This window comes from Cloacibacterium sp. TD35, assembly GCF_028864635.1.
Taxonomy (GTDB): domain Bacteria; phylum Bacteroidota; class Bacteroidia; order Flavobacteriales; family Weeksellaceae; genus Cloacibacterium.
The window spans coordinates 253,220-279,613 of record NZ_CP104850.1; the positions used below are offsets into that span (position 1 = coordinate 253,220).

23 protein-coding genes are annotated in these 26,394 nt (G+C 32.3%); 5 read left to right on the forward strand and 18 right to left on the reverse strand.

What is annotated here, in order from left to right:
- Positions 1-32: 32 nt before the first annotated feature.
- The 3 genes from ruvB to coaE all read left to right on the forward strand — a co-directional run bounded on the left by ruvB (position 33) and on the right by coaE (position 2,637).
- The gene (ruvB, locus tag N7277_RS01090; RefSeq protein ID WP_274779942.1) at positions 33-1,055 is read left to right on the forward strand and encodes a Holliday junction branch migration DNA helicase RuvB; all 1,023 of its coding nucleotides are present in this window, start codon (positions 33-35) and stop codon (positions 1,053-1,055) included.
- Positions 1,056-1,138: 83 nt separating this feature from the next.
- Positions 1,139-2,005, forward strand: coding sequence for an MBL fold metallo-hydrolase (locus N7277_RS01095; protein ID WP_274779943.1), 867 nt, complete (start codon positions 1,139-1,141; stop codon positions 2,003-2,005).
- Between the two features lie 11 nt (positions 2,006-2,016).
- A complete protein-coding gene (gene coaE, locus N7277_RS01100; protein ID WP_274779944.1) occupies positions 2,017-2,637 on the forward strand; it encodes a dephospho-CoA kinase in 621 nt (206 codons plus the stop codon).
- Positions 2,638-2,704: 67 nt separating this feature from the next.
- Here coaE and N7277_RS01105 read toward each other — a convergent pair whose 3' ends face one another.
- From N7277_RS01105 to lpxB, 17 genes are all read right to left on the reverse strand, one after another.
- Positions 2,705-4,678 (reverse strand): M43 family zinc metalloprotease, encoded by a 1,974-nt coding sequence (locus N7277_RS01105; RefSeq protein ID WP_274779945.1) that lies wholly within the window; start codon positions 4,676-4,678, stop codon positions 2,705-2,707.
- Positions 4,679-4,799: 121 nt separating this feature from the next.
- Positions 4,800-5,450, reverse strand: coding sequence for a DUF6048 family protein (locus N7277_RS01110; RefSeq protein ID WP_274779946.1), 651 nt, complete (start codon positions 5,448-5,450; stop codon positions 4,800-4,802).
- Positions 5,416-5,889, reverse strand: a complete 474-nt coding sequence (locus tag N7277_RS01115) for a DUF6452 family protein (RefSeq protein WP_274779947.1) — start codon at positions 5,887-5,889, stop codon at positions 5,416-5,418. The genes N7277_RS01110 and N7277_RS01115 overlap by 35 nt, the downstream gene beginning before the upstream one ends.
- A gap of 164 nt (positions 5,890-6,053) precedes the next feature.
- Positions 6,054-8,534: a zinc-dependent metalloprotease gene (locus N7277_RS01120; RefSeq protein WP_274779948.1), complete on the reverse strand. Its 2,481-nt coding sequence runs from the start codon at positions 8,532-8,534 to the stop codon at positions 6,054-6,056.
- A gap of 124 nt (positions 8,535-8,658) precedes the next feature.
- Entirely contained in the window at positions 8,659-10,068 is a 1,410-nt protein-coding gene (gene rlmD, locus N7277_RS01125) for a 23S rRNA (uracil(1939)-C(5))-methyltransferase RlmD (protein WP_274779949.1), read from the reverse strand.
- A gap of 116 nt (positions 10,069-10,184) precedes the next feature.
- Positions 10,185-11,696, reverse strand: coding sequence for a TlpA family protein disulfide reductase (locus N7277_RS01130; protein WP_274779950.1), 1,512 nt, complete (start codon positions 11,694-11,696; stop codon positions 10,185-10,187).
- A 104-nt stretch (positions 11,697-11,800) separates the two neighbouring features.
- Positions 11,801-13,924 (reverse strand): peptidase domain-containing ABC transporter, encoded by a 2,124-nt coding sequence (locus N7277_RS01135; protein ID WP_274779951.1) that lies wholly within the window; start codon positions 13,922-13,924, stop codon positions 11,801-11,803.
- A gap of 70 nt (positions 13,925-13,994) precedes the next feature.
- Complete coding sequence (locus N7277_RS01140) at positions 13,995-14,516, reverse strand: peroxiredoxin family protein (protein WP_274779952.1); 522 nt, start codon at positions 14,514-14,516, stop codon at positions 13,995-13,997.
- Between the two features lie 180 nt (positions 14,517-14,696).
- On the reverse strand, positions 14,697-15,236 hold the full coding sequence (locus N7277_RS01145) for a hypothetical protein (RefSeq protein WP_274779953.1): 540 nt from the start codon (positions 15,234-15,236) through the stop codon (positions 14,697-14,699).
- A 120-nt stretch (positions 15,237-15,356) separates the two neighbouring features.
- Entirely contained in the window at positions 15,357-15,641 is a 285-nt protein-coding gene (locus tag N7277_RS01150) for a hypothetical protein (protein WP_274779954.1), read from the reverse strand.
- Positions 15,642-15,853: 212 nt separating this feature from the next.
- Positions 15,854-16,372, reverse strand: a complete 519-nt coding sequence (locus tag N7277_RS01155; RefSeq protein ID WP_274779955.1) for a hypothetical protein — start codon at positions 16,370-16,372, stop codon at positions 15,854-15,856.
- Positions 16,373-16,448: 76 nt separating this feature from the next.
- Positions 16,449-16,604, reverse strand: a complete 156-nt coding sequence (locus N7277_RS01160; protein WP_274779956.1) for a hypothetical protein — start codon at positions 16,602-16,604, stop codon at positions 16,449-16,451.
- 204 nt (positions 16,605-16,808) lie between these two features.
- Positions 16,809-17,579 (reverse strand): succinate dehydrogenase/fumarate reductase iron-sulfur subunit, encoded by a 771-nt coding sequence (locus N7277_RS01165; RefSeq protein WP_274779957.1) that lies wholly within the window; start codon positions 17,577-17,579, stop codon positions 16,809-16,811.
- Positions 17,580-17,601: 22 nt separating this feature from the next.
- The gene (locus tag N7277_RS01170; RefSeq protein WP_274779958.1) at positions 17,602-19,614 is read right to left on the reverse strand and encodes a fumarate reductase/succinate dehydrogenase flavoprotein subunit; all 2,013 of its coding nucleotides are present in this window, start codon (positions 19,612-19,614) and stop codon (positions 17,602-17,604) included.
- A gap of 13 nt (positions 19,615-19,627) precedes the next feature.
- Positions 19,628-20,284 (reverse strand): succinate dehydrogenase cytochrome b subunit, encoded by a 657-nt coding sequence (locus N7277_RS01175; protein WP_274779959.1) that lies wholly within the window; start codon positions 20,282-20,284, stop codon positions 19,628-19,630.
- Positions 20,285-20,384: 100 nt separating this feature from the next.
- The gene (locus N7277_RS01180) at positions 20,385-22,163 is read right to left on the reverse strand and encodes a ComEC/Rec2 family competence protein (RefSeq protein ID WP_342455287.1); all 1,779 of its coding nucleotides are present in this window, start codon (positions 22,161-22,163) and stop codon (positions 20,385-20,387) included.
- Positions 22,164-22,212: 49 nt separating this feature from the next.
- Positions 22,213-23,319 carry a lipid-A-disaccharide synthase gene (gene lpxB, locus N7277_RS01185; protein WP_274779960.1) on the reverse strand — a complete coding sequence of 369 codons (1,107 nt, stop codon included), beginning with the start codon at positions 23,317-23,319 and terminating at the stop codon, positions 22,213-22,215.
- Positions 23,320-23,423: 104 nt separating this feature from the next.
- Here lpxB and N7277_RS01190 point away from each other — a divergent pair, with 104 nt between their 5' ends.
- Entirely contained in the window at positions 23,424-23,933 is a 510-nt protein-coding gene (locus N7277_RS01190; protein ID WP_274779961.1) for a DUF2480 family protein, read from the forward strand.
- A 27-nt stretch (positions 23,934-23,960) separates the two neighbouring features.
- Here N7277_RS01190 and N7277_RS11920 read toward each other — a convergent pair whose 3' ends face one another.
- Positions 23,961-24,188, reverse strand: a complete 228-nt coding sequence (locus N7277_RS11920; protein ID WP_342455288.1) for a 30S ribosomal protein THX — start codon at positions 24,186-24,188, stop codon at positions 23,961-23,963.
- Between the two features lie 380 nt (positions 24,189-24,568).
- On the opposite strand from N7277_RS11920, the gene aspS reads away from it, so the two are divergent.
- Positions 24,569-26,317: an aspartate--tRNA ligase gene (gene aspS / locus N7277_RS01200; protein ID WP_274779962.1), complete on the forward strand. Its 1,749-nt coding sequence runs from the start codon at positions 24,569-24,571 to the stop codon at positions 26,315-26,317.
- Positions 26,318-26,394 lie beyond the last annotated feature (77 nt).

Genomic DNA, 26,394 nt, shown 5'->3' on the forward strand with positions numbered 1-26,394 from the left:
AAGCAATAAATTTGAAGATATAATTTTCACTGATGCCAGATTTTTTACACGCAGATAAAGAAAATTTCTCTGATGAGGAATTAATGCAGGAAGAACAGATTCGTCCACAAAGTTTTAAGGATTTTGCGGGACAAAGAAAAACGTTGGATAATTTAGAGGTTTTCGTGGCGGCTGCTAAAAATAGAGGTGGCGCTTTAGACCACGTACTTTTACACGGGCCTCCAGGTTTGGGAAAAACTACTTTGGCACATATTATTGCCAATGAACTGGGCGTAAATTGTAAAATTACTTCGGGGCCAGTTTTAGATAAACCCGGAAGTTTGGCTGGACTTTTAACGAATTTAGAAGAAAACGATGTGCTTTTCATTGATGAAATTCATCGACTTTCACCCGTTGTGGAAGAATATTTGTATTCTGCGATGGAAGATTATAAAATCGACATTATGCTGGAAACAGGTCCCAATGCTCGTTCTGTACAAATTGGGTTGAATCCTTTCACTTTAGTTGGTGCTACTACTCGTTCTGGAATGCTTACCAAACCGATGTTAGCAAGATTCGGGATTCAATCTCGATTAGAATATTACACGGTAGAACTTTTAGGAATGATTATCGAGAGAAGTGCAAGAGTTTTAGGCGTTCCTATTTATGAAGATGCTGCATTGGAAATTGCGAGAAGAAGCAGAGGAACACCAAGAATTGCCAATGCACTTTTGCGCAGAGTTCGAGATTTTGCAGAAATTAAAGGAAACGGCGAAATTGAAATAGAGATTACCAAGTTTGCACTTAATTCTCTGAATGTAGATGAATATGGGTTGGATGATATGGACAATAAAATAATGCGTGTAATGATAGAAAACTTCAAAGGAAAACCAGTTGGTATCTCTGCTTTGGCAACTTCTATTGGCGAAAATCCTGAAACTTTGGAAGAAGTTTACGAACCGTTTTTGATTCAGGAAGGATTTATCATCAGAACTCCAAGAGGAAGAGAAGTTACAGAAAAAGCTTATAAACATTTAGGGATTATGAGGCCGAAAAATCCAGGAGAACTTTTTTAGGTTAAGGCAAAGAATTATGTTAAGAAAATGAAAAATATAAACTATCAGAAAATTAATTAAATTAGCACAAAATCACACTTTATATGAAACTCTATCCAATACAATGCGGAAATTTTAAATTAGACGGCGGTGCTATGTTTGGTGTCGTCCCGAAATCTCTTTGGGAACGTACTAATCCTGCAGATTCTAAAAATTTAATCGAACTAGGGACTCGTTCTCTTTTGGTGGAAGATGGCAAAAAACTCATCTTAATAGACTGTGGATTAGGAAATAAGCAAGATGAGAAATTTTTCGGGCATTATTCGCTTTATGGTGATGAATCTCTCGACAAAAATTTAAAAAAATTCGGGTTTGTAAGAGAAGACATTACAGATGTTTTCTTGACACACCTTCACTTTGACCATTGTGGTGGCGCCATTGAGTGGAATGATGAAAAAACAGGTTACAGACCAGCATTTAAAAACGCACAGTTTTGGACCAACGAAAATCATTGGCAATGGGCAACTGAACCCAATCCAAGAGAAAAAGCAAGTTTCTTGAAAGAAAACATTTTGCCGATGCAAGAAAGCGGGCAATTGCAATTTTTGCCTACTCCAAAAACGGGAAATTATGGTTTTGCACCAGATTTGAAAATGGATGTGATCTTTGTAGACGGTCACACCGAAAAACAAATGCTTCCTGTGATACAATATCAAGAAAAAACAATTGTTTTTGCAGCAGATTTAATTCCAACAGCTGGACACATTCCGCAAGTTTACGTGATGGGATATGACACGAGGCCGCTTCTTACCATGGAAGAAAAAGGAAAATTTCTGAAGCAATGTGTAGAGAATGAATATTTACTGTTCTTCGAGCATGATGCTCATCATGAATTGGCAAGTCTGAAAATGACTGAAAAAGGCGTGAAGCTAGATGAAACTTTCAGTTTTAACGAAGTTTTTGGGTATTAATTTGACGGAAGATGGAAGATGGAATTTTAAAAACCACAAAAAAAATCATAGGAATTACGGGCGGAATAGGAAGTGGAAAATCTACGGTTTCTAAATTTATAGAAGAGTTGGGATTTCCTGTATATGATTCTGATTTTTGGGCGAAAGAACTGGTGAATATTGACGAAAATCTAAAGTCTAGAATTATAGAGCTTCTTGGTGAAGAATCGTATGATGAACACGGAAAATACAACCGGAAATTTGTTGCAGAAAAGGTTTTTGACCATCAAGAATTACTTTTAAAACTGAATCAAATCATTCATCCTGCAGTGAAAATTCATTTTGAGAATTGGGTAAATGCTCAAAACGCTGAATTTGTTTTCAAAGAAACAGCATTGCTTTTTGAATTAAAATTAAATGAAAGTTGCTATCAATCTATTTTAGTTACTGCTGATGAAAACATCAGAATAAAAAGAGTGATGGATAGAGATAGCAGAACGTACCGTGAAGTAAAAGAAATCATCGGAAAACAAATGCCTGAAGCCGAAAAAGTAAAATTAGCTGATTTTGTGATCCAAAACAATACTGATTTAAAGACTTTAAAAGACTTTACTCATCAAGCAATGAATGAACTAAAAAGAATGGATTTGTAAATTCTATTCTTATAAAAATAAAAACCCTTGAGATTACTCAAGGGTTTTCTTTTTATGAAGTCAAAAATTATTTTTTGATGAATTTTAATTTAGAAGTTGCTCCTTTTTCAGAAACTTCTATGAAATAAACTCCTTTTACAAGAGCTGCAACATCTACTTTATTATTGGTCACTTTTCCTTTTGAAATGAACTGACCCGAAATGTTATAAATCGTAAAGTTTGCATTATTAGATACTTTAGTAACGTTTAAAACATCATTTGTAGGATTAGGGAAAATTTCTGTTATTAATTTATTTGTTTCTTTGATTCCTAAAATATTTCCTAAAACAAAGGCATATGAAGCCTCAGAAGAACTAAATGTACTATTGGTCATAATTGTACCCGTACTCGTTGTTAATTTATAATAACCACTTCCGTAATTGCAACATATTCCATCCCCTGCACTATCATATATTTTGAAATAATAGCAAGTATTATTTGCTAAATTAAACGTATAATTTTTTACTGCTGGTGTAGTTGGATTGCTATTTTGATAGGTTTCACTTGTATATAAAGAATTTCCTAAGCCATCTATTAATTTCCAAGAAGTTTCTGAGCCAAAAATATCTAATTGTAATTCTAATAAAACTTGTGTAGCTGTAAAGCTTTGAGTAGCTGCATAAACAAGAGTGTTAGTATTATTAGAAACCCTATTATCAGTTGAAGAATTAACTGAATTAATAGTAACAGAAATATTATTACTGGTGCTTGTACCATTTAAACTAATTGGAATAAATGTTTCTGAATTTGTAGCTAAACTACCTGACCAGCTCTGATTATAAACAACTCCAGCATCATTCACAGAAATTATTGCGGAAGTAAGTGTATTGTTTCCTCTATTTATTAATCTAATTTGAGCCTTCTTAGGGAAAGAACAATCGGTATTATAAATTAATTGAACCTCTACTTCTGCATCATTACTAACCAAAGCTACAGGAGTAAGTGCATCGGAAGTTAATAGTTCTTTTCTTCTTGGCGAGTTAGCTAAAACTGCATTAAACCTATCTACTTGATTAATTGTAAAAATATTCATACAAGCATCATTGGTATAATCCATATAGTTTTCAAACATCTCGTCTGCCGTAGGAGGTGTACAAGTATTCGCCTTAGGATGCGTAAAACAGCCATAATTTTCAGTCTTATGAGTTGGAGTATCTGCTACATAATCTGTACCGCAATCTGAATCTCCCCAAATGTGACGTAGCCCTAGCCAATGTCCAACTTCGTGAGTGGCTGTTCTACCATAGCCATAGGTAGTATTTAAATTAAAACTTCCATCATTATAGTCTAAATTCCCAAAAAACTTATATCCAATGATAACTCCATCAGTATTTGCAGTAAAAGGAGGGTAATTCAATCCGCTTAATGTACTTGCTTCAGGAAACTGAGCATAACCCAAGTAACCATTTAAATCTCCGCCAAAATTTACTACCCATAAGTTTAGATATTTTGTAGGATCCCAAATAGTATTAGGTTTTAATTCATTTTCAATGGAAAATTCATCCCAAGAATCTTTATTAAAAGAAATTCTATCAATACCATTTGTAGGATTCCCATTAGGATCTCTTACAGCTAAAGCAAATTCAATATTAGCATCAGCGCCAACTGGATTAGTGTTATATCCTTTAGTTCCTATTTTTTTCCTGTAATCATTGTTTAGGGTGGTTATCTGAGAAATAACTTGAGCATCACTGATATTAGTTCCTGTCCCTACCGCTTCCCCTTTATTGATTACGTGTACTACTACAGGGATTGTTCTTATTGCAGAAAGTCTGTAATTGATAAGTTTTTGCTTAGATATTTTATTTGAAATCCAATCTTCAAAAACATTTGTACTGACTCTTTTATTATTATTTTTCTGAAGATTATTTTCGTATTCTGTAGAATAACATCTTATGTATCCTTCTGGAGACCTATTAAGTATTTTATTCGATTTTTTTATTTGAGATGTAATATTAATGGTACAAAAAACCAATAATATCAAAAATAAAAACTTTTTCATCTACATCTTATTTTATATTACACATTCATTTTACAAAACTCAAAGTTATACACATTTCATCAATAATTTATAAAAATTAACATTATTATCTAATAAAATATAATATTATCATTAAAAACTCTTAAAACTGATACGCTAAATTCCAGCTAAAGCCAACATTAAATTTTGTAGAACTTTTCCCAAATCCTGGCACAATCATAGGAGTCATTCCTTCTTGTTTGGTAGAATATATTATAAATCTTGGTTGCGCATTTACATCTACATATAAATTTGATTTGAACAACTGAACTCTAGCTCCAGCAAAACCTTCTAACCAATAGGCAGACTGATTCACTGATGGAAAGGCAAGATATTGGTCGCTGCCGCCAAAACCACGAACTGGGACTTTTTTGTATTCTTGATTGTAAAAACTTGCCGCCATTTTCGCTCCTGCATAAAAACCATTATTAGGATTTTCGGTATCCATAGAAAGCATATAATATCCTCCTAATTTTCCGAAAATTCCATTTGCACTAGCATCATAACCGTTTTTCTGATAAATGTTTTTTTCAAAACCTACATCTAAAATCGCATGAAGATTTTTCTTAATCTCAGAAGAAACATATCCTTGAAATAATTTTCGATCACTAAAAGTAGATAATGCACCATTTAGTACATCTACTCCTACTGTAAAATTGGGTTTATATTGATATTTGGTTTTTGCTGAATCTTTCTCTTGAGAAAAACCCAAACAAAAACTAAAAAACAAGATAAAGGTGAGCTTTGTTTTCATTGATAATTTGATTTTGATTGAGTTCTACTTTAGTGACTGGATTTACAGTTTCTAGAGTCCCAGAAAGGTTTTGATAAAGTCTTTTGAAGCCACAAGCTGGCGAAACATACTCAGAAGTGGTATTATAATTCAGTTTTATTTTAGAAACACTACCTTTTTTAGTGGTTCTTACATACAGTTCTGTAAAACCTGCGTCATCTACCCGAATAGGAACCAACGCAGAATCTACTTTAGCAGCTTTAATCACCGTTAAAACATTATTATTACCGTAGTCTACATCTAAATAAAGTGAATCTAATGTCTTCACTTTGTTATCTGTGCTTTTAAATTTAATTTTTAGTCTAGGTGTAGCTTCTCCACTTACGCAAACATCGTCATCGTTTTCGCAGGAAGTTAGCATAAACCCCAATATTAAAAAGGGAAAGATTAATTTTTTCATTTTTTAACGAGGAAATAATATTCTGAAAACGTTCTACTATTTGGTAGATTGTTCTCAGATATTTAACTTACTATTTTGATTTTTCTTATTTTAAATTTTCAGAAAAATCTCTTTTATAAAACAAAGTTCACCATTTTCTGGAAATGATGAACTTTATTTTTCAATTATTTTACTTCTAAAGCTTTATCTATCCTGTAAACCAAATCTTCTAAATGATATTTGGTCACTGGGTCTTGTACATTTTGTACATTTTTAGAAGCTTCTGTTTTTATTTCTCTTAAAACCCCTCTGGTTAATGATTTCACATCAGAATTATCAGAAACGGTTTCAGCATTTCTACCCGTGCTTGGTTTACTTGCCTGAGTTCTAGCAATTAAAGTTTCCACAAAATTTTTCTGTAAATTTCTTCTGTAAATATCAATTTTAGAAGAAGATTTCAACTCAGCAAATACACTGTTTTTAATATCTTGAAGATAATCATACACTGCATAAGCATTAGCATCTAAAGATTCTCCTTCGTATAATTTATTCAAAACGCCTTCGCTTAAAACTCTATTGAGCACTGTTTTTTGAAGATTTTCTACCACTTCTACTGGCGATTTATCTATTTTAGTTAAAACAGAAGTTTTTAACAACCAATTTGGAGTCGTAAATACATTTTCTGATAAAAATTTCAAAGCTTCTTTTTGCTCTGATTTAGAAACCAATTCATAAATAGCTCCTTTTTGTTCTACCATTTTCGGCGTTTCTTTTACTCCACCAATGTATTTAGAAACGTGACCTAAATATCTAGCAAACTGTCCTGAAACTTGAGTAAATCTATTATTAAGACTGTTATAATCTTCATTTGGTTTTGTACTCCACGCTTCTATGTTTTCCATGATTCTCTGAAGGTTTTTCACTCCATATTTTCCAGCAAGCATAGGATTATCTCCTACTTGTTCGCTTTGTGAACGCGGGTCATAAGGATTGGTTTCTGTACCGAACCAAAGTCTAGGATTTTGTAATTTTTCGATTACCCATTTATTAAGATATGCTTTTTCTTTTTCTGGAGAATTATAGTTGTAAAATCTTCTATACCCCCATTCTATTGCCCAATCATCATAGTCACCAATTCTTGGCATTAATCCAGCTTCACCTACATTATCTTCTGGTTGTGCTACGTAGTTAAATCTCGCATAATCCATAATTGAAGGAGTATGACCATTGGCTTTTAACCAAGCTTTATTTCTAAGATTTTCTACAGGAACAGTAGAACTAGACCCGAAATTATGTCTCAAACCAAGTGTATGTCCCACTTCGTGTGAAGAAACAAATCTGATTAATTGCCCCATTAATTCATCATCAAAATCTACTTTTCTAGCTCTAGGATCATTCGGTGAAGCTTGTACGAAATACCAATCGTTCAAAAGTTTCATTACATTATGATACCAATTGATGTGACTTTCTAAAATTTCACCAGTTCTAGGATCCGCAATTGAAGGACCAGAAGCATTAGGAACATCTGAAGGTTTATAAACGATAGCCGAGAATCTTGCATCTTCTAAACTCCATTCTGGATCTTCTTTAGCATTAGGAACTTTTGCATAAATCGCGTTTTTGAAACCTGCTTTTTCAAAAGCTTTTTGCCAATCATTTACCCCTTGAATTAAATAGGGAATCCATTTTTTTGGAGTTAATGGGTCTATGTAAAAAACAATTGGTTTCTCTGGCTCTACCAATTCTCCTCTTTTATATTTTTCTAAATCTTTTGCTTTTGGTTCAAGTCTCCATCTTTTTACCAAAGAAACTCTTTCTACGCCTTGAGGATTTTCATCAAAATCTGTATAACCTACTGTAAAATAACCTACTCTAGGATCGAAATATCTAGCCTGCATTTTATTTTCTGGCAAAAGAATAATAGAAGAATTCACTTCTACAGTATAATTTCCGCTCACTTCAGGTTTTGGAGCACCTGGAATTGGCGAAGCTTCTCCTGCGCTTCTGTTATAGGTTTTAGTAGTGTTAATTTCAATATTGGTAGGGAAAGATTTCACGAAATTGACAAAAGATTTATCTTTTTGAAAAGCGCCTACTCTAAATCCTTTCTTGAATCGAGTGTCAAAAGAAACTACATCATTATCTGCATTGATAAAATCTGTAATATCTATCACGGTAGAGTTTTTTTCTTTACCGAAAGCTTTAATATCAAAAGCTTGTTCTATAGCATTTACGTTATTCCTCATCACCGTTTTATACATAGAAGAGGTAGAATCTTTAGCATAATCTACATAAGAAATAGAACGTAAAAAAACCTTATCATTTGGGCCTTTCTCGAAACTGATAACGTTTTGACTGATTTGATCTCCCGCATAACCTACTGTTCCCATTCTCATTTCAGCACCAGCTTTGGTCAGTCTTGTGACTACCAAAAATTCTTTTTTCAGCGCTTTATCTGGAATTTCGAAATAGTATTTGTCTTCTACCTTGTGAACGGTAATAATTCCTTCATCGCTTACCGCTTTGCTGGTAATTACTTTTTCAAAAGGTTGAATTTTTTCTGGTTTTTTGTCTTTTGGTTTTGCAGTGTTTACGGTGTCTTTTTTAGCTTTTACGTCTACTTTTACACTGTCTTTCTGTTGAGAAAATGCGCTCGCTGACATCATTAATGACAATGCGCAAAACAAATTCAGTACATTTTTCATTCGATATTTTAATTTTTTATTTGGTTAAAATACCTCAACTATAAGATAAAAAAATTGAGGATTCTGTTTCGAACCCCCAATTTAGTTATTTTTTTATTAATAGCGCTATATTTTCTACGTGATGTGTCTGCGGAAACATATCTACTGGTAAAATTTTAACCACATCATAATGTTCTTTCATCAGTGCTAAATCTCTGGCTTGAGTAGCAGAATTACAACTTACGTATACAATTTTAGGCGGTGCTAATTTCAGAATTTGCTCTACCACTTTTTGGTGCATTCCGTCTCTAGGTGGATCGGTAACCAAAACATCTGCTTTTGGGTGATTGGCTAAAAACTCTTCGGTGAAAACGTCTTTCATGTCACCACAATAAAACTCACAGTTATCCAAACCATTGAGTTTAGCATGTTCTTTTGCAGCATCAATCGCTTCTTGCACTGATTCTATCCCGATTACGTATTTTGCTTTTTTGGCAATATACTGTGCAATGGTTCCAGTTCCTGTGTACAAATCGTACACTACATCATTTTCAGAAATTTCTGCAAATTCTAGTGTTTTTCTGTAAAGATTCAGCGCTTGTTTATAATTGGTTTGGAAGAAAGATTTCGGTCCGATTTTAAATTTCAGTCCATCCATTTCTTCATAAATAAAACCTTCACCAAAATATGTTTGTACGTCTAAATCATAAATAGAATCATTCTGTTTCGGATTGATTGCATAAACCAAAGTTTTAATCTGAGGGAATTTTTCTAAAATATATTCAAATAATTGCTCTCTGTTTTCTTTTTCTTCTCTGTAGAATTGAAATAGTACCATCCATTCTCCTTGCGAGTTCTGGCGAAGCATTAATGTTCTCAAAAACCCTTCTTGATTTCTTACATCAAAGAAATCTAGACCTTTTGCGATGGCATAATTTCTAACTGCTAATCTTAAATCATTAGATGGCGCTTCTTGAAGGAAGCATTCTTGCAAATCTAAAATTTTGCTCCACATTCCTGGAATATGAAATCCTAAAGCATCTTTATTCCCGAAATTTTCTTCGGAACTAATCTCGTATTGAGTAAGCCAACGAGCGTTTGAAAAAGAAAATTCCATTTTATTTCTGTAGAAATATTCTTGCTCTGAGCCGAGAATAGGCAAAGTTTCAAAATTTTCGATTCCTCCTATTCGTTTGATATTGTTATAAACTTCTTCTTGCTTGAAATCTAGTTGTTTTTGGTAAGAAAGGTTCTGCCATTTGCAACCACCGCAAACTCCAAAATGAATACATTTGGGCTCAACTCTGTAAGGTGATTTTTCTAAAATCTCTATGGCTTCTGCTTCGAAATATTTAGATTTAGACTTTTTCACTCTTGCGTTTACTACATCACCTGGAACCGCACCAGAAACCAAAACAGTTTTTCCTTCCTCAGTTTTTCCTACGGCTACACCTTTTGCACCAGCAGTAATTAATTTAATATTTTCTAAAATAATGTTTTTCTTTTTCTTACTCATAACGTTGCAAAATTAATGTTTTAAAACTAATTTTCAGAGTGATTGTTGATTTGATGTCTACTGAAAAAATAAAAAGCGGACTAAAGTCCGCTTTTTGATATGATGTTTTATCTTTTTTAGTGACCGTGACCATCATTAGCAGAATGCTGTTCTGTAGCTGAAGGCGCTGTCATTAAATCTGGTGCTTGAGGAACAGCAGTTGGAGCCTGTAGGCCTGAAGCTTTGTTTAATGCATCTACTAAGGCTGGATCTGCTATGTTTAGGTAAGTTTTACCTGCAATTTTTCCATCTTTATCGATGATGATGAAACTTGGCATTTTAAACCCATATATTGCAAATTTCTGAGCAATTTCAGATTTCATACCACCCGTTGCATAATAATTATTTCCTTGAACTCCTGTAAACATCGCTTTAGAAGTTTTCACGAATTGGTGTTGTGTATCATCTAAATTGATGAATGCAAAATTCATTTTTGAACCATAAAACTTCACCATTTCCTTTAGAACAGGAAGCGTACTTTCTGAAATATAAGGATTCCATGAAGCGTAGAATACTAATGCTGTAGGTTTTCCTTTAAGGTCTGCTAAAGTTGTTTTTTTACCGTCTTGTTTTACTACATTTAAACTAGAAACATCTGTTCCTTGCTCAATTCCGTAAATTGCTTCTTCTAAATTTTTTAACTCTGATTTAATTGCAGAATTTTTGATTTTAGTATCCAAAAATTTGAAAACTTCTTGTAATTTAGGATTTGCTGGCTCTCTCAAATCATATTGAGCCGCTACAGCAGCAATAAGATATTCTTTGGTTTTATCTGAAAGATCTTTTTGAGTATCTAAGAATTTAGAGAACATTTGAACATTAGAAGTAGGAGCGGTATTTTTTTGGCTTTCGAAGAATTTTTGGAAACCTGCACTCAATTTGCTGATGTTATAAGTTCTATAGTTAGGCATATCTTCGATATAGTTATCGTTTTCAAGACCTTTTTGGAATGCCAATAATTTAGCACCTGCTTTATACTTAGGGTCATTGGTAGCTTGACCATGCATGTTTTCGTATTGAGAAGAAATCATCAATAAAGTAACATCTAATTCTCTTTTATTGAATTTTTCTACATCGCTATCTGGTTTTTTAACCTTAGCGATTTCATCCATTTTTTTAGAAATATCAGTTTTATATTTTTCTAATTCTTTTAAGAAATCTTCTTCTTTTTTAGTAATGATTGATTGGTCTAATTTAGACATGTATTGATTAATGAATTGCTGAGACTCCATTAAGTATTCTGTATTTCCTTTGGCATCACCAGAAATTTTCATTCCTTGTGGGAAAAGCATTGCTTCAAAATCAATATTTACTTGATCACCACCTTTTAGATAAAGGAAGCCTGTGTTTCCACCGTAAGTAATTACGTATACTCCGTCTCTAGGGATTTCTACTGTTTCTGAGAAATTTCCTTTGGCATCTATACCAAAATTAGCAATAGGTAAAGTTGCAATTCCTGAGGCTTCTATAATTTCTAATCTTTCTAATGGAGAACCATTAGTCACTTTACCATTTATGGTTACTTTGCCACCTTTAGAACATGATAGCAGTAAAATGGAGAATAAGAATAATAAAAAATATTTTTTCATTTCTTTAAAAAAGTTGTTTTTAATTTTAATCACGCAAAAATATACTTTTAGTTTTATTTGCAGAAAAAAACTTTGTGTTTTGGGAAAGTTTTAACGAAAAATCTTTAGATACTCTTGATTTTTGTGTCATCTATTTTGTAGATTTCTTTTGAAATAAGTACCAAATCTTCTAGATGATGGCTGATGATAAAAATTATTGTTTTTTCTTTTAACCTATTAAGTAGTTGATAAATAAAATCTCTATTTCCTTTATCTAAAGAAGAGGTAGGTTCATCTAAAATTAAAAATTGAGGAGTATGGTATAATGCACGAAGCCATCCAAGAAGTTGCTTTTGCCCGCCTGAAAGATTGACTCCTTCTTCTCCTACAATAGTTAAAATATTTTGAGGAAGAGAATTAATGAATTTTTCAAAACCTAAGTTAATAACATTTTGAAGTTTTTGTTCATCCAAATGCTCATCTAAAATAATATTTTCTAAAACTGTTCCATTAAATAATTGAATATTCTGTGGAACAACTGAAATGTGTTTTCTCCAATTAGAAATAGATATTTCGCTTAAATTAATACTTGTATTGATTGTTATTTCTCCTTTTTCTTGAATATAATTCTTTTGCAAAATCTCCGCGAAAGTAGTTTTACCACTTCCGCTTTCACCGAGAAGGCATGTAATTTTACCTTTTTCTAGTTTCAAAGAAACATTATTAAGCAGTTTACCTCTTCCGTTAAATCTAAAATCTAGATTCTTAACTTCTATACTTTCTATATCTGAAACCTCTTTGCCTTCTGTTTTCTCTTTAGGTATTGAAGAATATTCAAACATTCTATCAAAAGCTACTTTAGCTTCTTGAATCGGAATGCTTACTAATGCCAGATTGGTAATAGAAGAAAGTAAAGAACTTGCAATACCAATAATTGCCATTAGTTCTCCTACTTTTATTTCATTATTTAGAACATTGTATGATGAGAAACTTAAAATAGTTACAAGAAAAACTACTAAAGCTAAACCCGAATAAAGTGCAATCTTAAGATTTAGCCTCCCCAATTCAAATATTTTGGTTTGAAAATTCCCAAAGATTAAGATATTTTTTTTTAAGAATAAATCTTGTTTGCCAAAACCTTTTATTACATCTATTCCTCTTATGCTGTCAATATAGTTCGCTTCATTAATACTATAAGATTGCATCACATCTTTTTGAGACTCTATGATTTGTTTATTGAATCTAAAAATAATGTAAAAGATAATAGGTGAAATTACCAAACATACTATTGTTAATTTCCAAGAATAATAAAATAAAAACCCAATTGAAATTAAGACCCCTAAAACATCTACCGCAGTATTGGTAATTAATTGCTTTATTACAGCTTGTATTCTTTGGGTATCATTAAGTCTTGCCACAAAGTCACCAATTTTTCTGGTGTCAAAAAACATTTTGGGTAGATGCAATAAAGAAGAAAAGAAATTTTTGTTAATCCTTTGATTAAATTCCTTGCTTTGTTTTATGATATAAAACTCTCTTAAAGCCTGTATAATTAATCTAGCAAATAAAAGAAAACTTAAAAAGCCAATACTTAATAATAGTACATTCAGTTTCTTTTTGGGTAAAATATCATCTATTAATTTCTGTGAAAAGATATACATAGACATCCCAAGAAGAGTAAATATAACGCCTAAAACTATAATGGTATAAATAGACTCTTGGTCTTCTTTTACCAAATTAATCAACCATTGTTTTTTCTCTGAATTGGTTTTTTCTTTTTTTTCAAAATGCTCATTTGGTTTTAGGGTAAGACAAGTTTTAGAAACCCATACTTTTTCTAAATCTTCTTGAGTCCAATATTCTAAACCTTTGGTAGGATCTCCAATAAGAAATTTATAATCTCCATTATGATTATAAGAATAATAGATGACATAGTGCTCGTATTTTTGGTCTATTATTACATGTAAAATTACAGGTTCTCCGTGTTCTATTAAGGCGTTAATATCTGCTTCGCAACCGTCAGCATTAAAACCAATTGCATTAGCACATTGGTATAAACCTAAAAGTGTAGTTCCTGTTTTGCTAGTTCCGCTTTTTTCTCTGAGTGTTTCTAGTGAAATGTCTCCGCCATAATATCTAACTAAAGATTGCAGGCAACCAACTCCGCAATCTGTTAAATCTTTTTGAAGAGAAAAAGTTTTTTTTATCTGAGTTTCGAGTTTCGGAGAACGAGATTCGAGTTTAAACATTTTCTTGTTTTTAAATTTTGGCTAAAGCCATTTGCATTTTTGAAATTTGAAAACGGGCTTTAGCCCGATCCTATTGATAAACATTGAAATCCTTTAAAACTTTCTCTATTTTTATAGCGCCTGTACTGCGGTGTACCAATTTATTATTTTTATTGTAACCTAAGAAATAAGGAATACCCGTCATTGCAAATTGTGTATAAACTTCTGCTCTAGGGTCTGTACACCATTTGATATTCTCTGCATTTTGCAAGTTGTACTTTGTTGCAAAATTTTTAATTTCTGCTATACTTTGGCTACTAAACATAATCCATTGCATATCTAGATGTTTATTATTAATAGAAGAAAGCTCTTGCATCTCTGCTTGGCAATACTCACATTCTGGATTGAAATACACCAACAGTTTATTGCCTTCTTGTAAATTTTTGTTAGTAATAGTAACACCATTGATATCTTTTACGGAAAAAGTAGGAATACTTTTCAATGCTTCTACTTTTGTTTTTTTGCTTTGATAATTGGTAAAAAGATACACCATTACTCCTATTAATACTGTAGGAATGGTAATGGCTAATATTTTTAAAGTTTTATTTTTCATAATCAGTAATGCGGCATAGGTTTCGGAGGCGTAAAGAAAATTTTAAAATATTACGTTAAAAAATCTTTATTGTTTGAGCGAAGCGAGTTATAAAGATTTTAGAAATATTTTAAAATTTTTAGCCGAGAAACCAAGCCTTGATTTTTTGGTTCTTTTGTATCAAGACAAAAGAACATTATATTAATAAGAAACACTAAGTATCAAGAAACACACTACCCCTACCCAAAAGAGTAAACCTATACCATAAGTAAGCGCAACATAACCTAGAGACCTCTGGTAAGAAATCTTTTTATCTGCCAGTTGCCATATCCCCCAAGCTAAAACGCCCCAATACATCAGCTCAAAAACATTTACCAATTGCAATGGATAAGCCAACCATTTTTCTGTAGAGATGGCTTCTTTATAGTTAATAAGCGAAAGAGGATAATACGTTTGTAGAGTTTCTAATGTATAATCTGTATCTATTAAATAGAAATTAAAAAACTTATAAAACCCTGCTATAATAAATACGAACTCTGCTATCAATACTACCGTAAGTATATCTCTAAACTTTACATCTTCTAGCTTCTCACTAATTATTTTTACAAAATTTAAACAAAATGCTACCAGCAACACTTTAATACCAATAAGTACAGGCGTTGTAGCATAGCTTACCCACCACCATTTTTTTTGGCTCTCCATATAATTTTGTACTACAGAACTGGGGTATTTATTTGCCAAATAATCAAAAATTTTAGATTCTGTTGCAATAAAATTCGAATCTAAAAAAGTTAAAGTATAGTATATAATTATAACGACAAAATATAATAATAACTTTTTCATTAATTGATTAGTCATTATTTATGATGAAATATCAAATAATATAAAAGTAAAGAAAGCTGAAATTACAAGTATCTTAATTTTCTTTTTCTTCTCATTTTCTTTTTCTTTACTACCTATATTTTCGCTCAAAATCTTATTATTAATATTTTTTTTATTAGAATCTATAAGTTCAGAAGTTATTATAAAAACAAAACTAAAGGCCAATAAAAATATATTATATTTTGGTTGATATTCCATTAAAAAACAAAAAACATATGAAACCAAAAACACTAATGCTATATTTTTTAAAACTTTTTTTAACATAATTTAATGTTTATTTAAATAAAAAAAACATGTTAATAATAGAAACTAGATAAAATCTTTTAATTTGCTCTCCATATAGTTTTGCACTACAGAACTCGGATAATCTTTTGCCAGGAAATCAAAGATTTTGGAGGAAGTGGTGATGTAGGTTTTATCTAAAAATACAAGAAGTGAATATAAGAATATAATGAAAATAAATGTTATGAGTTTTTTCATGGACTATTATCAATTCTTTTTTTTGAAAAATCAACAGCTTTGATATATATTAATTTTTTGAATTTTTCAATTGTTTTACTGAAAACATTGTACAATCTTCTTTGATAAAAAGTATTTATAAAAATTTTATTGTCCTCACATATAAATACAATAAACTCTTTATCGGCTCTATGTTGGAGTTCAAACATATACAGTCCATCTATAGTTGGAGACTGATAAACACATTTCTGCTTTTCAGCAATATCTTTAATGATTCTAATGTTTTCTTCACAATGTAGATTTGTTTTAATGACTTTAAAAAAACGATTGTAAAATAATAAGACTAATATAAAAAGAGGAATTAATATAGTGATATTAATTAAAATAAAACCGTTATTAATAATTGAAATGATAGGAAATATTAGTAACAATAAAAAATTAAATAATAAAAATTTTTCATTCAAAGAAAAAGGAAGAAAATATTGATTAAATATTTTTTTTATTTTTCTTTTATTAGCAATATCTATATACTTCATTTCAAGTTTATAAAAATAATTTTTTACTAAAGACAACCCACAACGTGTATGGGTTGTCTTTATTTTTTAGATTAAATTACTCACAAAGCAACATACCTACTCCAAAAATGAATATACCTGCACCACCAGCCAAAGCAGATGCTGCAGCCAAAAAGCCAGCATATACATATGTACATTTAGGTCTTTTACCCCCTTGCAAATTTTCCATTTGCGAAATTTCTAATTTTTTCATGCTTGTTTAAAATTTAATATTAATAATTTTTTTAGCACTTTTGTTTTTTGCAAAAGCTGTACTCAAAGGTTAGAAATAATTAACTGTTTTAAAAATATTTTTTGTAGAAATAAAAACATCTAAGTGTAGAAATATTACTATACATTAATATAAAAAGACTCCCAAAATTTGGGAGTCTTTTTATAACATATAGTATTGATATGGTTAATCTACTGTAGTAAATTTAGCCGCAAGAAATTCTCTGTTCATTCTAGCGATGTTTTCTAGAGAAATTCCTTTAGGACATTCTATTTCGCAAGCCCCTATATTAGAACAGTTACCGAAGCCTTCTTCGTCCATTTGTTTTACCATGTTTAGCACTCTTCTCTTCGCTTCTACTCTACCTTGTGGTAAAAGGGCAAACTGAGAAACTTTAGCGCCTACAAATAACATTGCAGAACCGTTTTTACAAGTGGCTACACACGCTCCACAACCGATACAAGCTGCAGCATCCATTGCTTTGTCTGCATCTTCTTTAGGAACTGGGATTGCGTTTGCATCTAATGTATTTCCTGAAGTATTTACAGAAACGAAACCACCTGCAGCCATAATTCTGTCAAATGCGCTTCTGTCTACTACCAAGTCTTTGATTACTGGGAAAGCAGCACTTCTCCAAGGTTCAATAGTGATGGTTTCACCATCTTTGAACATTCTCATATGCAATTGGCAAGTTGTAATTCCTGTATCTGGACCGTGAGCTCTACCATTAATGTACAATGAACACATACCGCAGATTCCTTCTCTACAATCGTGGTCGAATGCTACTGGTTCGCTTCCGTTATTTACCAATTGTTCGTTTAGCATATCTAGCATTTCAAGGAAAGAAGAATCCGTAGAAACATCTGATATTTTGTAGGTCTCGAACTGACCTTTTGATTTATTATTTTTCTGTCTCCAAATTTTTAGAGTCAGGTTTAATCCTTTTTTTGCACTCATTTTTTAAATTATTTTATGGAGATTATTTATAACTTCTCGTTTTCACTTCAATATTCTCGTACACCAATTCTTCTTTGTGCAATACTTCGGCGTTGATATCATCACCTTTGTATTCCCAAGCTGCTACATATTTGTAGTTCTCGTCATCTCTTTCTGCTTCACCTTCTGGAGTAGCGTGATCCCAACGGAAGTGTCCTCCACAAGATTCTTTTCTTTCAAGAGCATCTTTCGCCATTAATTGACCTAGTTCTAAGAAATCTGCTACTCTGAATGCTTTTTCAAGCTCTGTATTCATTCCGTTTGCTTCGCCAGGAACTTTTACATTTTTCCAGAAATCATTTCTGATTTCTTCTATTTCCTTAATCGCTTCAGCTAGTCCTTCTGGAGTTCTTCCCATACCTACTTTGTTCCACATTACGTTTCCTAGTTTTTTGTGGAAGTAGTCTACAGAGTGAGTTCCTTTATTGGTTAAGAAGAAGTTTACTTTGTCTTGAATTTCTTTTTCAGCTGCTTCAAATTCTGAAGAGTTAGTAGGAATTTGTCCTGTTCTGATGTCTGCAGAAAGATAATCTGCAATGGTATAAGGCAATACGAAATAACCGTCTGCTAAACCTTGCATTAAAGCAGATGCACCTAATCTGTTTGCGCCGTGATCTGAGAAATTAGCTTCACCTATTACGAAACAACCAGGAATAGTACTCATTAAGTTATAATCTACCCAAACTCCTCCCATGGTATAATGAACTGCAGGATAAATTTTCATAGGAGTTACATATGGATCGTCTGCTGTAATCTTTTCATACATTTGGAATAGGTTTCCGTATTTTTCTTCCACCCATTTTTTACCCAAATCGTAGATTTGTTGTTCAGAAGGATTGTGAATGTTTTTCTCAGTAGCAGCTTCTCTACCTTTTTTCATAATTTCTGTAGAGAAATCTAAGAATACACCTTCTTTAGTATCATTATTTTCGATTCCGAAACCAGCATCACATCTTTCTTTAGCGGCTCTAGAAGCTACGTCTCTAGGTACTAAGTTCCCGAATGCAGGATATCTTCTTTCTAAATAGTAATCTCTGTCTTCTTCTTTAATATTTTCTGGTCTTAGTTTTCCTTCTCTGATTGCTTGAGCATCTTCAATTTTTTTAGGAACCCAAATTCTACCAGAGTTTCTAAGAGATTCAGACATTAGCGTCAGTTTAGACTGTTGTGTTCCGTGAACAGGAATACAAGTTGGGTGAATCTGCACGAAACAAGGATTTGCGAAATACGCTCCTTTTTTATGAATTTTCCAAGCCGCAGAAACGTTAGAACCCATAGCATTAGTAGAAAGGAAATATACATTTCCGTAACCACCAGAAGCAATCACTACAGCGTGAGCAGAGTGTCTTTCGATTTCTCCTGTCACTAAGTTTCTTGCGATAATACCTCTAGCTTTGCCATCTACCATTACTAAATCCATCATTTCATGACGGTTGTACATCTTAATTCTACCTTTACCAATTTGACGGCTCATTGCAGAATATGCACCTAATAATAACTGCTGACCTGTTTGACCTTTTGCATAGAAAGTTCTCTTAACCTGTGTTCCACCGAAAGAACGGTTATCTAACTGACCACCATATTCTCTACCAAAAGGAACACCTTGCGCAACACATTGGTCTATAATATTTACAGAAACTTCTGCTAGTCTATGTACGTTAGCTTCTCTTGCTCTATAGTCTCCACCTTTGATGGTGTCATAGAATAATCTGTAAACAGAGTCACCATCATTCTGATAATTTTTAGCTGCATTAATACCACCTTGAGCTGCAATAGAGTGCGCTCTTCTTGGTGAATCTTGGTAGCAAAAAGCTTTTACATTATAACCTTGCTCTGCAAGAGTTGCCGCAGCAGAACCACCAGCTAAACCAGTTCCTACTACAATAATATCTATTTTATCACGGTTATTTGGTGCAACCAAATTCATGTGTGCTTTATGATTTTTCCATTTGTCTGCTAAAGGACCTGCTGGAATTTTTGAATCTAATTTGCTCATAATATTATGTAAATTATTGAGTTACGAAATGAAATACAGCTACTACGATAAATCCTAGCGGAATTAAAATAGAATACCAAGTTCCTAATGTGTTTACACATTTTAAATATTTAGGATGTCTCGCTCCAATCGACTGGAATGATGATTGGAAACCATGTGACAAGTGCAATCCTAATAGAATAAAAGAAATTACATAAAGAACTACTCTCCAAAGAGGTTGAAATTTTTCTTGCAAATGCTGAAAATCTGATTCAGCATGAACAGCACCTAAGTAATTTTTAGAAATAGTTGGTATCCAAAAATCAGCTAAATGAATAAATAGATAAACTAGAATGAATGCTCCAGAAATAATCATGTTTCTAGACATCCACGTAGAGTTCCCACTGTTGTTAGCAACTGCATATTTCACTGGTCTTGCACTTTTGTTTTTAATTTCTAAAACAAAACCCATTACAAAATGAAATATTACACCCACAAATAATACTGGCTGCATCACAAACTGAATCAGAGGATTAGTCCCCATAAACTCAGATGCCGAATTAAATGCTTCCTCACTAAATACTGAGATTAGATTTATCGACAAGTGAATTACTAAAAATATCAGCAAAAACATTGCTGAAAGCGCCATTAAAAACTTTCTACCAATTGTAGATTGAGTTAATCCTGCCATTGTTTATTATTTTTTTGAATTTTCACAAAATTAAGAATTTGTTAACGTTTGAAATTATGACAAATGTCATGTTTTTTAGTTTATAACAATTCTAAATAAATTATTCTACACTATAATTTCTGTCATTAATGACTAAAGATTTTACATTTTGAGGAACAATTATAATTTTAACAAAATTAGTTCTTTTAGCCACCAAATAAGGCTCTATAATGTACTTTTTCTGTTTTTCAAAATTTTTAGAATCTTTTAAAAAGAAGACTATTTTATCTCCTTCCTTAACCGAAATTATTTTATGTGTGAAAAATTCATGAACAATTACCTCTGATTTTGAATATTCATAAATATTAAATCCTATTCTAATCATTAAAAATAAAATGACCAAAAAACCTACTTTGAAGAGTGATTTTAGATGATGAAGCCATAAAACTTTTCTCAAAAAGTAAATTATTATAAACAAAATAATGACTTCTAACCAATGCATTGAGACATTTTTAAAAAAGAAAGTGTCTAAATCTGCAAAAAAATGAATCACCTTCAACAAATAATGAACTCCAGAATCATAAATAGTATTTAACCAAGGAATTTCGAAGCCAAAACCTAATAAAATGGCCATCGAAAGTGCAAAAATAATTATCATTTCAGAAAAAGGAATAACAACCAAATTGGCAATAACCGAAATTAAAGAATACTGATGAAAATAATAAATTACTAATGGTATAGTCACTATTTGTGCTGCAATACTAATCGAAACTACGTTCACAAAAAAATTCTGAACACTATTTTTAGGCTTCGGCAGATATTTTAGAATCGGTTCATTGAGCCAAAAAATCCCAAGAACAGCTATAAAACTCAGTTGAAATCCCACATCAAAAAGTTGGTTCGTATCAAAAATCAAAATCGCGAAACCCGAAATCGCCATCGCATGTAAGAGATCTGGTTTCCGCTGTAATAAAACGTATAAATAATACGCAGTAATCATAATACAAGAACGCATTACTGAACTTCCATAATCTATAAAAATCGCAAATAAACAAATGAAAATCAAAGAAATTACAATCGGAAAATTTCTAAACCTTGCAGTAAAAAGTGGCTTTAAAATAAACAGAATTAGCCAAAAAATAATCGCCATGTGTGAACCTGAAATCGCCAAAATATGCACCAATCCAGATTTGCTAAAATCTTCTACAGTTTCCTGGTCCATTTCTGTACGGTCTGCCAAAATAATCCCTTTGGTAAACGCTCTAGCCTTTTCAGAAAGCTTTGCTTGGTCTATATTTCGCAAAACTTCTAATCGCTTTTGCTTTATTTTTTCAGACAAAGTAAGGTTTCCCTTGTCAGCAATTTGATAAGAATCAGAAGCATATCCTTGATAATAAATATGTTTTCTGGCTAGATATTTTTGATAATCAAATCCGAAATTATGTTCAATTCCTTTTACTTTATTCAGATAAATTTCAGCATTATAAAAATGTTTGAAATCCAGTTCATTTTCTTCTTTTGGGACAAACAAAACCAAACCTAAATCAATTCGTTTTTCATTCACTTTCAGAACATTCACTTCATAGCGTTTATTTTTCTCATTAGAATTCAGTTTTTTACTCAATGTAAAAATTACTTCCGAAGAATTAGGAAACTCAGGAAGCACCTTTTCTTTATTATTTAAATGATGAGCAAAAATTCCTAATACCACAAAGAAAATAGACAATACATAGTCTTTGACTTTGCTAAAAAAGTCAATTTTAAAAAAGCTAAGAACTAAGAATAGGAAGCTAAAAATCAAAAATACATTCACTAAAATAGCTGATAGACTTAATTTTTCGAAAATAAGAATCCCGAAAATAAAACAAAGCCACATGATTAAAAGTGGTTGCTTATGCATATAATTTGGTTATTAGTTTAACCAAATATAAAAATTTCTGAAGATAATTCTAAGAATTTACCAAAATTTCGGCTGCATTTTGGCTTGCTCCTTTACCTCCCAATTTTTCTCTGAGAAGTTCAAAGTTTTGAAGCATTTCATCCCGTTTTTGTCCATCTAGAATTTGTTGAAGCTCTGCAACTAAATTTTCTGTATTGAGTTGATTTTGAATTAATTCCTTTACCACTTCTTTATCCATTATCAAATTTACCAGAGAAATAAATTTGATATTTTTTACCACGCGCTTCCCGATTTCGTAAGAAATTTTACTGGTTCGGTAACACACAATTTCTGGAATATTCAGCAATGCCGTTTCGAGAGTTGCTGTACCCGAAGTCACCAAAGCTGCTCTAGAACATCTTAGTAAATCATAAGTTTTATTGGAAACGAAATGCACATCATCATCCACAAATTTCTGGTAAAAGTCTTTGGGTAAACTTGGAGCACCAGCAATTACAAATTGATAATTTTTGAAATAATCTCTCACAGAAAGCATTAAACTGAGCATTTTTTCTACTTCTTGTTCGCGAGAACCTGGTAAAAGTGCGATAATTTCTTTTTCATTTAAACCATTTTCCTTTTTGAAATTTTCAGCAGAAATTTCTGGCAAATCAGAAATCGCATCTAATAAAGGATGACCTACGAAATGCGCATCCACTTGATGTTTTTTATAAAAATCTTTCTCAAAAGGAAGAATCACCAGCATTTCATCTACATATTTTTTGATGGTTTCTACTCTGCCTTCTTTCCAAGCCCACAACTGAGGAGAAATATAATAAACTACCTTTATTCCAAGATTTTTTGCAAACTCTGCAATCCTTAAATTAAAACCTGGATAATCTACCAAAACCAAGACATCTGGTTGATAATTCTTAACATCTTCCTTACAAAGTTTTATATTTTTTAAAATCGTTCTAAGGTTCATCGCCACTTCCAAGAAACCCATAAAAGCCAGTTCTTTATAGTGTTTTACAGGTTTTTCACCAGCTACTTTCGCCATTAAATCTCCTCCCCAAAATCTGAATTCTGCATTTTGGTCTTTATGTAAAATGGCTTTCATTAAATTAGAAGCGTGTAAATCTCCTGATGCTTCTCCTGCGATGATATAGTATTTCATAAGTGAAAAAATAATGAGGAATAAATGATTTTATCAATTTCGAATATCAACCCTCAAATTTCAAATTATATTTAATTAATTTTGCTCAAAGATAATAATAAAAAATGTCAGAAGATTTTGAAATAAAAAATAAAGTAGCAGAAAGCGGTTTGGTGAATTTTGATTTATCAGAACTTTCTCCTAAAGGCAAAAGAATCGGGATAGATTTAAAGGATTTCCTTTTCATGGAAATGATTTTGAAAGAAAAAGACTTCCGCGAAAAAGTTGCAGAAATAGACCCCGAAATCTATCGTGACTCTTTTGTTTACGTTTATTGTTCTGTAGACGCTATTATCCCTATTTGGGCTTATTTTCTAATCACTTCCAAACTCACGGGGGTTGCTAAAAAAATAGTTTATGGAACCAAGAAAGATTTAGAAGTGGTTTTAATGCACGAAGCAATTTCTAATTATAATTTCACTGATTTAGAAGCTAAACGCGTTTTAGTAAAAGGGTGTAGCGAAGAAGACATTCCCGAAAATGCTTACATAGAGCTGGTAGAAAAACTGAAACCTATTGTAAAATCACTCATGTTCGGTGAAGCCTGCAGCAATGTTCCGATTTTTAAAAATTAGAAAAAGTCTCAATAAAAAAACCGAAGATTATTCTTCGGTTTTTTTCTTTCTAGTAGTTTTTGGCTTTTCTTCAGCTGTTTCTTCTTTTGGTTTTGCCACTTTTTTAGGCTTTTCAGCTTTTGCTTCCACTTCTTTTGGGGCTTTCTCTACTTTAGGAGCGGCTACTTTTGCAATTCCAGATTTTCTAGGTCTTGTTTTACCATAGCTGCCTGCGGTAACTTTTCCTCTTCTCGTTTTTTTGTCTCCTTTTCCCATAAAAATTAGTTTTAAGTAATTGGTTCTTACAAAGTTAAAAAAATTAAAATAGTACACAAATGCATTTTATCATCTTAAAAAGTAGATTTTTTGGGCGTGTCTTTTTGTTTTTCGCCCCCCTTCATTCCTTACCAAAAAAAAACAAAAAGTCGGTCTTCACCTGCAATTCCTCGTTCCCATTCTTTTGCCTTAGCTTACTGCGGGATTTTCGGTTACGCCCTCACGCAAATTCATGTATTAAAATAAAGTTCAATATTCATTTTAAAAATATCAAAAACTTAGTTCCCAATTTTCCATCTTCCATCCTAAAATCTTATCTTTGCAACTTGAAATTCAGAAAAATCTGAAATCAAAAATCTTACATCTAAAATTTAAATTTTATGTTCAGAACTCACACTAACGGAGAACTTACACTCAAAAATCTTAATGAAAAAGTTACACTTTCTGGTTGGGTACAAACCATCAGAGACAAAGGTTTTATGGTTTGGATAGATTTGCGAGACCGTTACGGAATTACACAATTGGTTTTCGATGCAGACAGAACTTCGGCAGAAATTCTAGAAAACGCTAAAAAATTAGGTCGTGAGTTTGTCATTCAGGCAGAAGGAACCGTAATTGAACGTGCTTCTAAAAACCCAAAAATCCCAACGGGAGAAATTGAAATTTTAGTAGAAAAATTAACGATTCTCAATAGCGCAGAATTGCCACCTTTCACCATAGAAGACGAAACCGATGGCGGCGAAGAATTGAGAATGAAATACAGATATTTAGACATCCGTAGAAATCCTGTGAAAGACAAATTGATTTTCCGTCATAAAATGGCGCAAAAAGTAAGAAATTACCTTTCAGAAAAAGGATTCATAGAAGTAGAAACACCTGTTCTCATAAAATCTACTCCAGAAGGCGCGAGAGATTTCGTAGTACCAAGTAGAATGAATCAAGGGCAGTTTTATGCGCTTCCACAATCTCCACAAACTTTCAAACAACTCTTGATGGTTGGTGGAATGGACAGATATTTCCAAATTGTAAAATGTTTTCGTGACGAAGATTTACGTGCAGACCGTCAACCAGAATTTACCCAAATAGACTGTGAAATGGCATTCGTAGAACAAGAAGATGTTCTAGAAATTTTCGAAGGAATGACGGCTCATTTATTGAAAGACATTACAGGAAAAGAATTCGGCAAATTCCCAAGAATGACTTTTGATGAAGCAATGAGAACTTACGGAAACGATAAACCAGACATCCGTTTCGGAATGAAATTCGTGGAAGTAAATGAATTGGTAAAAGGAAAAGATTTCAAAATATTTGATGAAGCAGAATTGGTAGTTGGGATTAATGTAGAAGGCTCGGCAGATTATACCAGAAAACAAATTGATGAACTCATTGATTGGGTAAAACGTCCACAAATTGGCGCTTCAGGAATGGTTTGGATAAAATTCCAAAATGATGGCGTGGTTACTTCATCTGTCAATAAATTTTACAACGAAGAAGACTTAAAGAAAATTGCAGAGAAATTCGGAGCAAAAGAAGGAGATCTAATGTTATTAATGAGTGGAAACGCCAATAAAGTAAGAACTCAACTTTCTGCATTAAGAATGGAATTGGGTAACAGATTAGGTTTAAGAAAAGGCGATGAATTTGCTCCACTTTGGGTAATCGACTTCCCACTTTTAGAATGGGACGAAGAAACTGGAAGATATCATGCAATGCACCACCCTTTTACTTCTCCAAAACCAGAAGATGTACATTTACTAGAAACTGAACCAGGAAAAGCAAGAGCAAACGCTTACGACATGGTGCTTAACGGAAACGAAATTGGCGGTGGTTCTGTAAGAATTTTCAATAAAGAATTGCAGTCTAAAATGTTTGATTTATTAGGATTTTCTAAAGAAGAAGCAGAAGCACAGTTTGGTTTCTTAATGAATGCCTTCAAATTCGGCGCACCCCCTCATGCTGGTTTGGCATTCGGTTTTGATAGATTGGTTGCCATTCTCGACGGAAACGAAGTAATTAGAGATTACATTGCATTCCCGAAAAACAATTCTGGACGAGACGTGATGATAGACGCGCCAAGTCCGATTGCCAATGAGCAACTTAATGAATTAGCATTGAAAATAAATTTATAAATTAGAGCGAGGTTTTTTCCTCGCTTTTTTTATGAAATTTAAACGATTATTTGATTTCTGATTTATTTCAGTTACCA

Excerpts from the sequence above, each read along its gene's own strand:
- ruvB (WP_274779942.1), top strand. The coding sequence starts at position 33 with ATGCCAGATTTTTTACACGCAGATAAAGAAAATTTCTCTGATGAGGAA.
- N7277_RS01095 (WP_274779943.1), top strand. The coding sequence starts at position 1,139 with ATGAAACTCTATCCAATACAATGCGGAAATTTTAAATTAGACGGCGGT.
- coaE (WP_274779944.1), top strand. The coding sequence starts at position 2,017 with ATGGAAGATGGAATTTTAAAAACCACAAAAAAAATCATAGGAATTACG.
- N7277_RS01105 (WP_274779945.1), bottom strand. The coding sequence starts at position 4,678 with ATGAAAAAGTTTTTATTTTTGATATTATTGGTTTTTTGTACCATTAAT.
- N7277_RS01110 (WP_274779946.1), bottom strand. The coding sequence starts at position 5,450 with ATGAAAACAAAGCTCACCTTTATCTTGTTTTTTAGTTTTTGTTTGGGT.
- N7277_RS01115 (WP_274779947.1), bottom strand. The coding sequence starts at position 5,889 with ATGAAAAAATTAATCTTTCCCTTTTTAATATTGGGGTTTATGCTAACT.
- N7277_RS01120 (WP_274779948.1), bottom strand. The coding sequence starts at position 8,534 with ATGATGTCAGCGAGCGCATTTTCTCAACAGAAAGACAGTGTAAAAGTA.
- rlmD (WP_274779949.1), bottom strand. The coding sequence starts at position 10,068 with ATGAGTAAGAAAAAGAAAAACATTATTTTAGAAAATATTAAATTAATT.
- N7277_RS01130 (WP_274779950.1), bottom strand. The coding sequence starts at position 11,696 with ATGAAAAAATATTTTTTATTATTCTTATTCTCCATTTTACTGCTATCA.
- N7277_RS01135 (WP_274779951.1), bottom strand. The coding sequence starts at position 13,924 with ATGTTTAAACTCGAATCTCGTTCTCCGAAACTCGAAACTCAGATAAAA.
- N7277_RS01140 (WP_274779952.1), bottom strand. The coding sequence starts at position 14,516 with ATGAAAAATAAAACTTTAAAAATATTAGCCATTACCATTCCTACAGTA.
- N7277_RS01150 (WP_274779954.1), bottom strand. The coding sequence starts at position 15,641 with ATGTTAAAAAAAGTTTTAAAAAATATAGCATTAGTGTTTTTGGTTTCA.
- N7277_RS01155 (WP_274779955.1), bottom strand. The coding sequence starts at position 16,372 with ATGAAGTATATAGATATTGCTAATAAAAGAAAAATAAAAAAAATATTT.
- N7277_RS01160 (WP_274779956.1), bottom strand. The coding sequence starts at position 16,604 with ATGAAAAAATTAGAAATTTCGCAAATGGAAAATTTGCAAGGGGGTAAA.
- N7277_RS01165 (WP_274779957.1), bottom strand. The coding sequence starts at position 17,579 with ATGAGTGCAAAAAAAGGATTAAACCTGACTCTAAAAATTTGGAGACAG.
- N7277_RS01170 (WP_274779958.1), bottom strand. The coding sequence starts at position 19,614 with ATGAGCAAATTAGATTCAAAAATTCCAGCAGGTCCTTTAGCAGACAAA.
- N7277_RS01175 (WP_274779959.1), bottom strand. The coding sequence starts at position 20,284 with ATGGCAGGATTAACTCAATCTACAATTGGTAGAAAGTTTTTAATGGCG.
- N7277_RS01180 (WP_342455287.1), bottom strand. The coding sequence starts at position 22,163 with ATGCATAAGCAACCACTTTTAATCATGTGGCTTTGTTTTATTTTCGGG.
- lpxB (WP_274779960.1), bottom strand. The coding sequence starts at position 23,319 with ATGAAATACTATATCATCGCAGGAGAAGCATCAGGAGATTTACACGCT.
- N7277_RS01190 (WP_274779961.1), top strand. The coding sequence starts at position 23,424 with ATGTCAGAAGATTTTGAAATAAAAAATAAAGTAGCAGAAAGCGGTTTG.
- N7277_RS11920 (WP_342455288.1), bottom strand. The coding sequence starts at position 24,188 with ATGGGAAAAGGAGACAAAAAAACGAGAAGAGGAAAAGTTACCGCAGGC.
- aspS (WP_274779962.1), top strand. The coding sequence starts at position 24,569 with ATGTTCAGAACTCACACTAACGGAGAACTTACACTCAAAAATCTTAAT.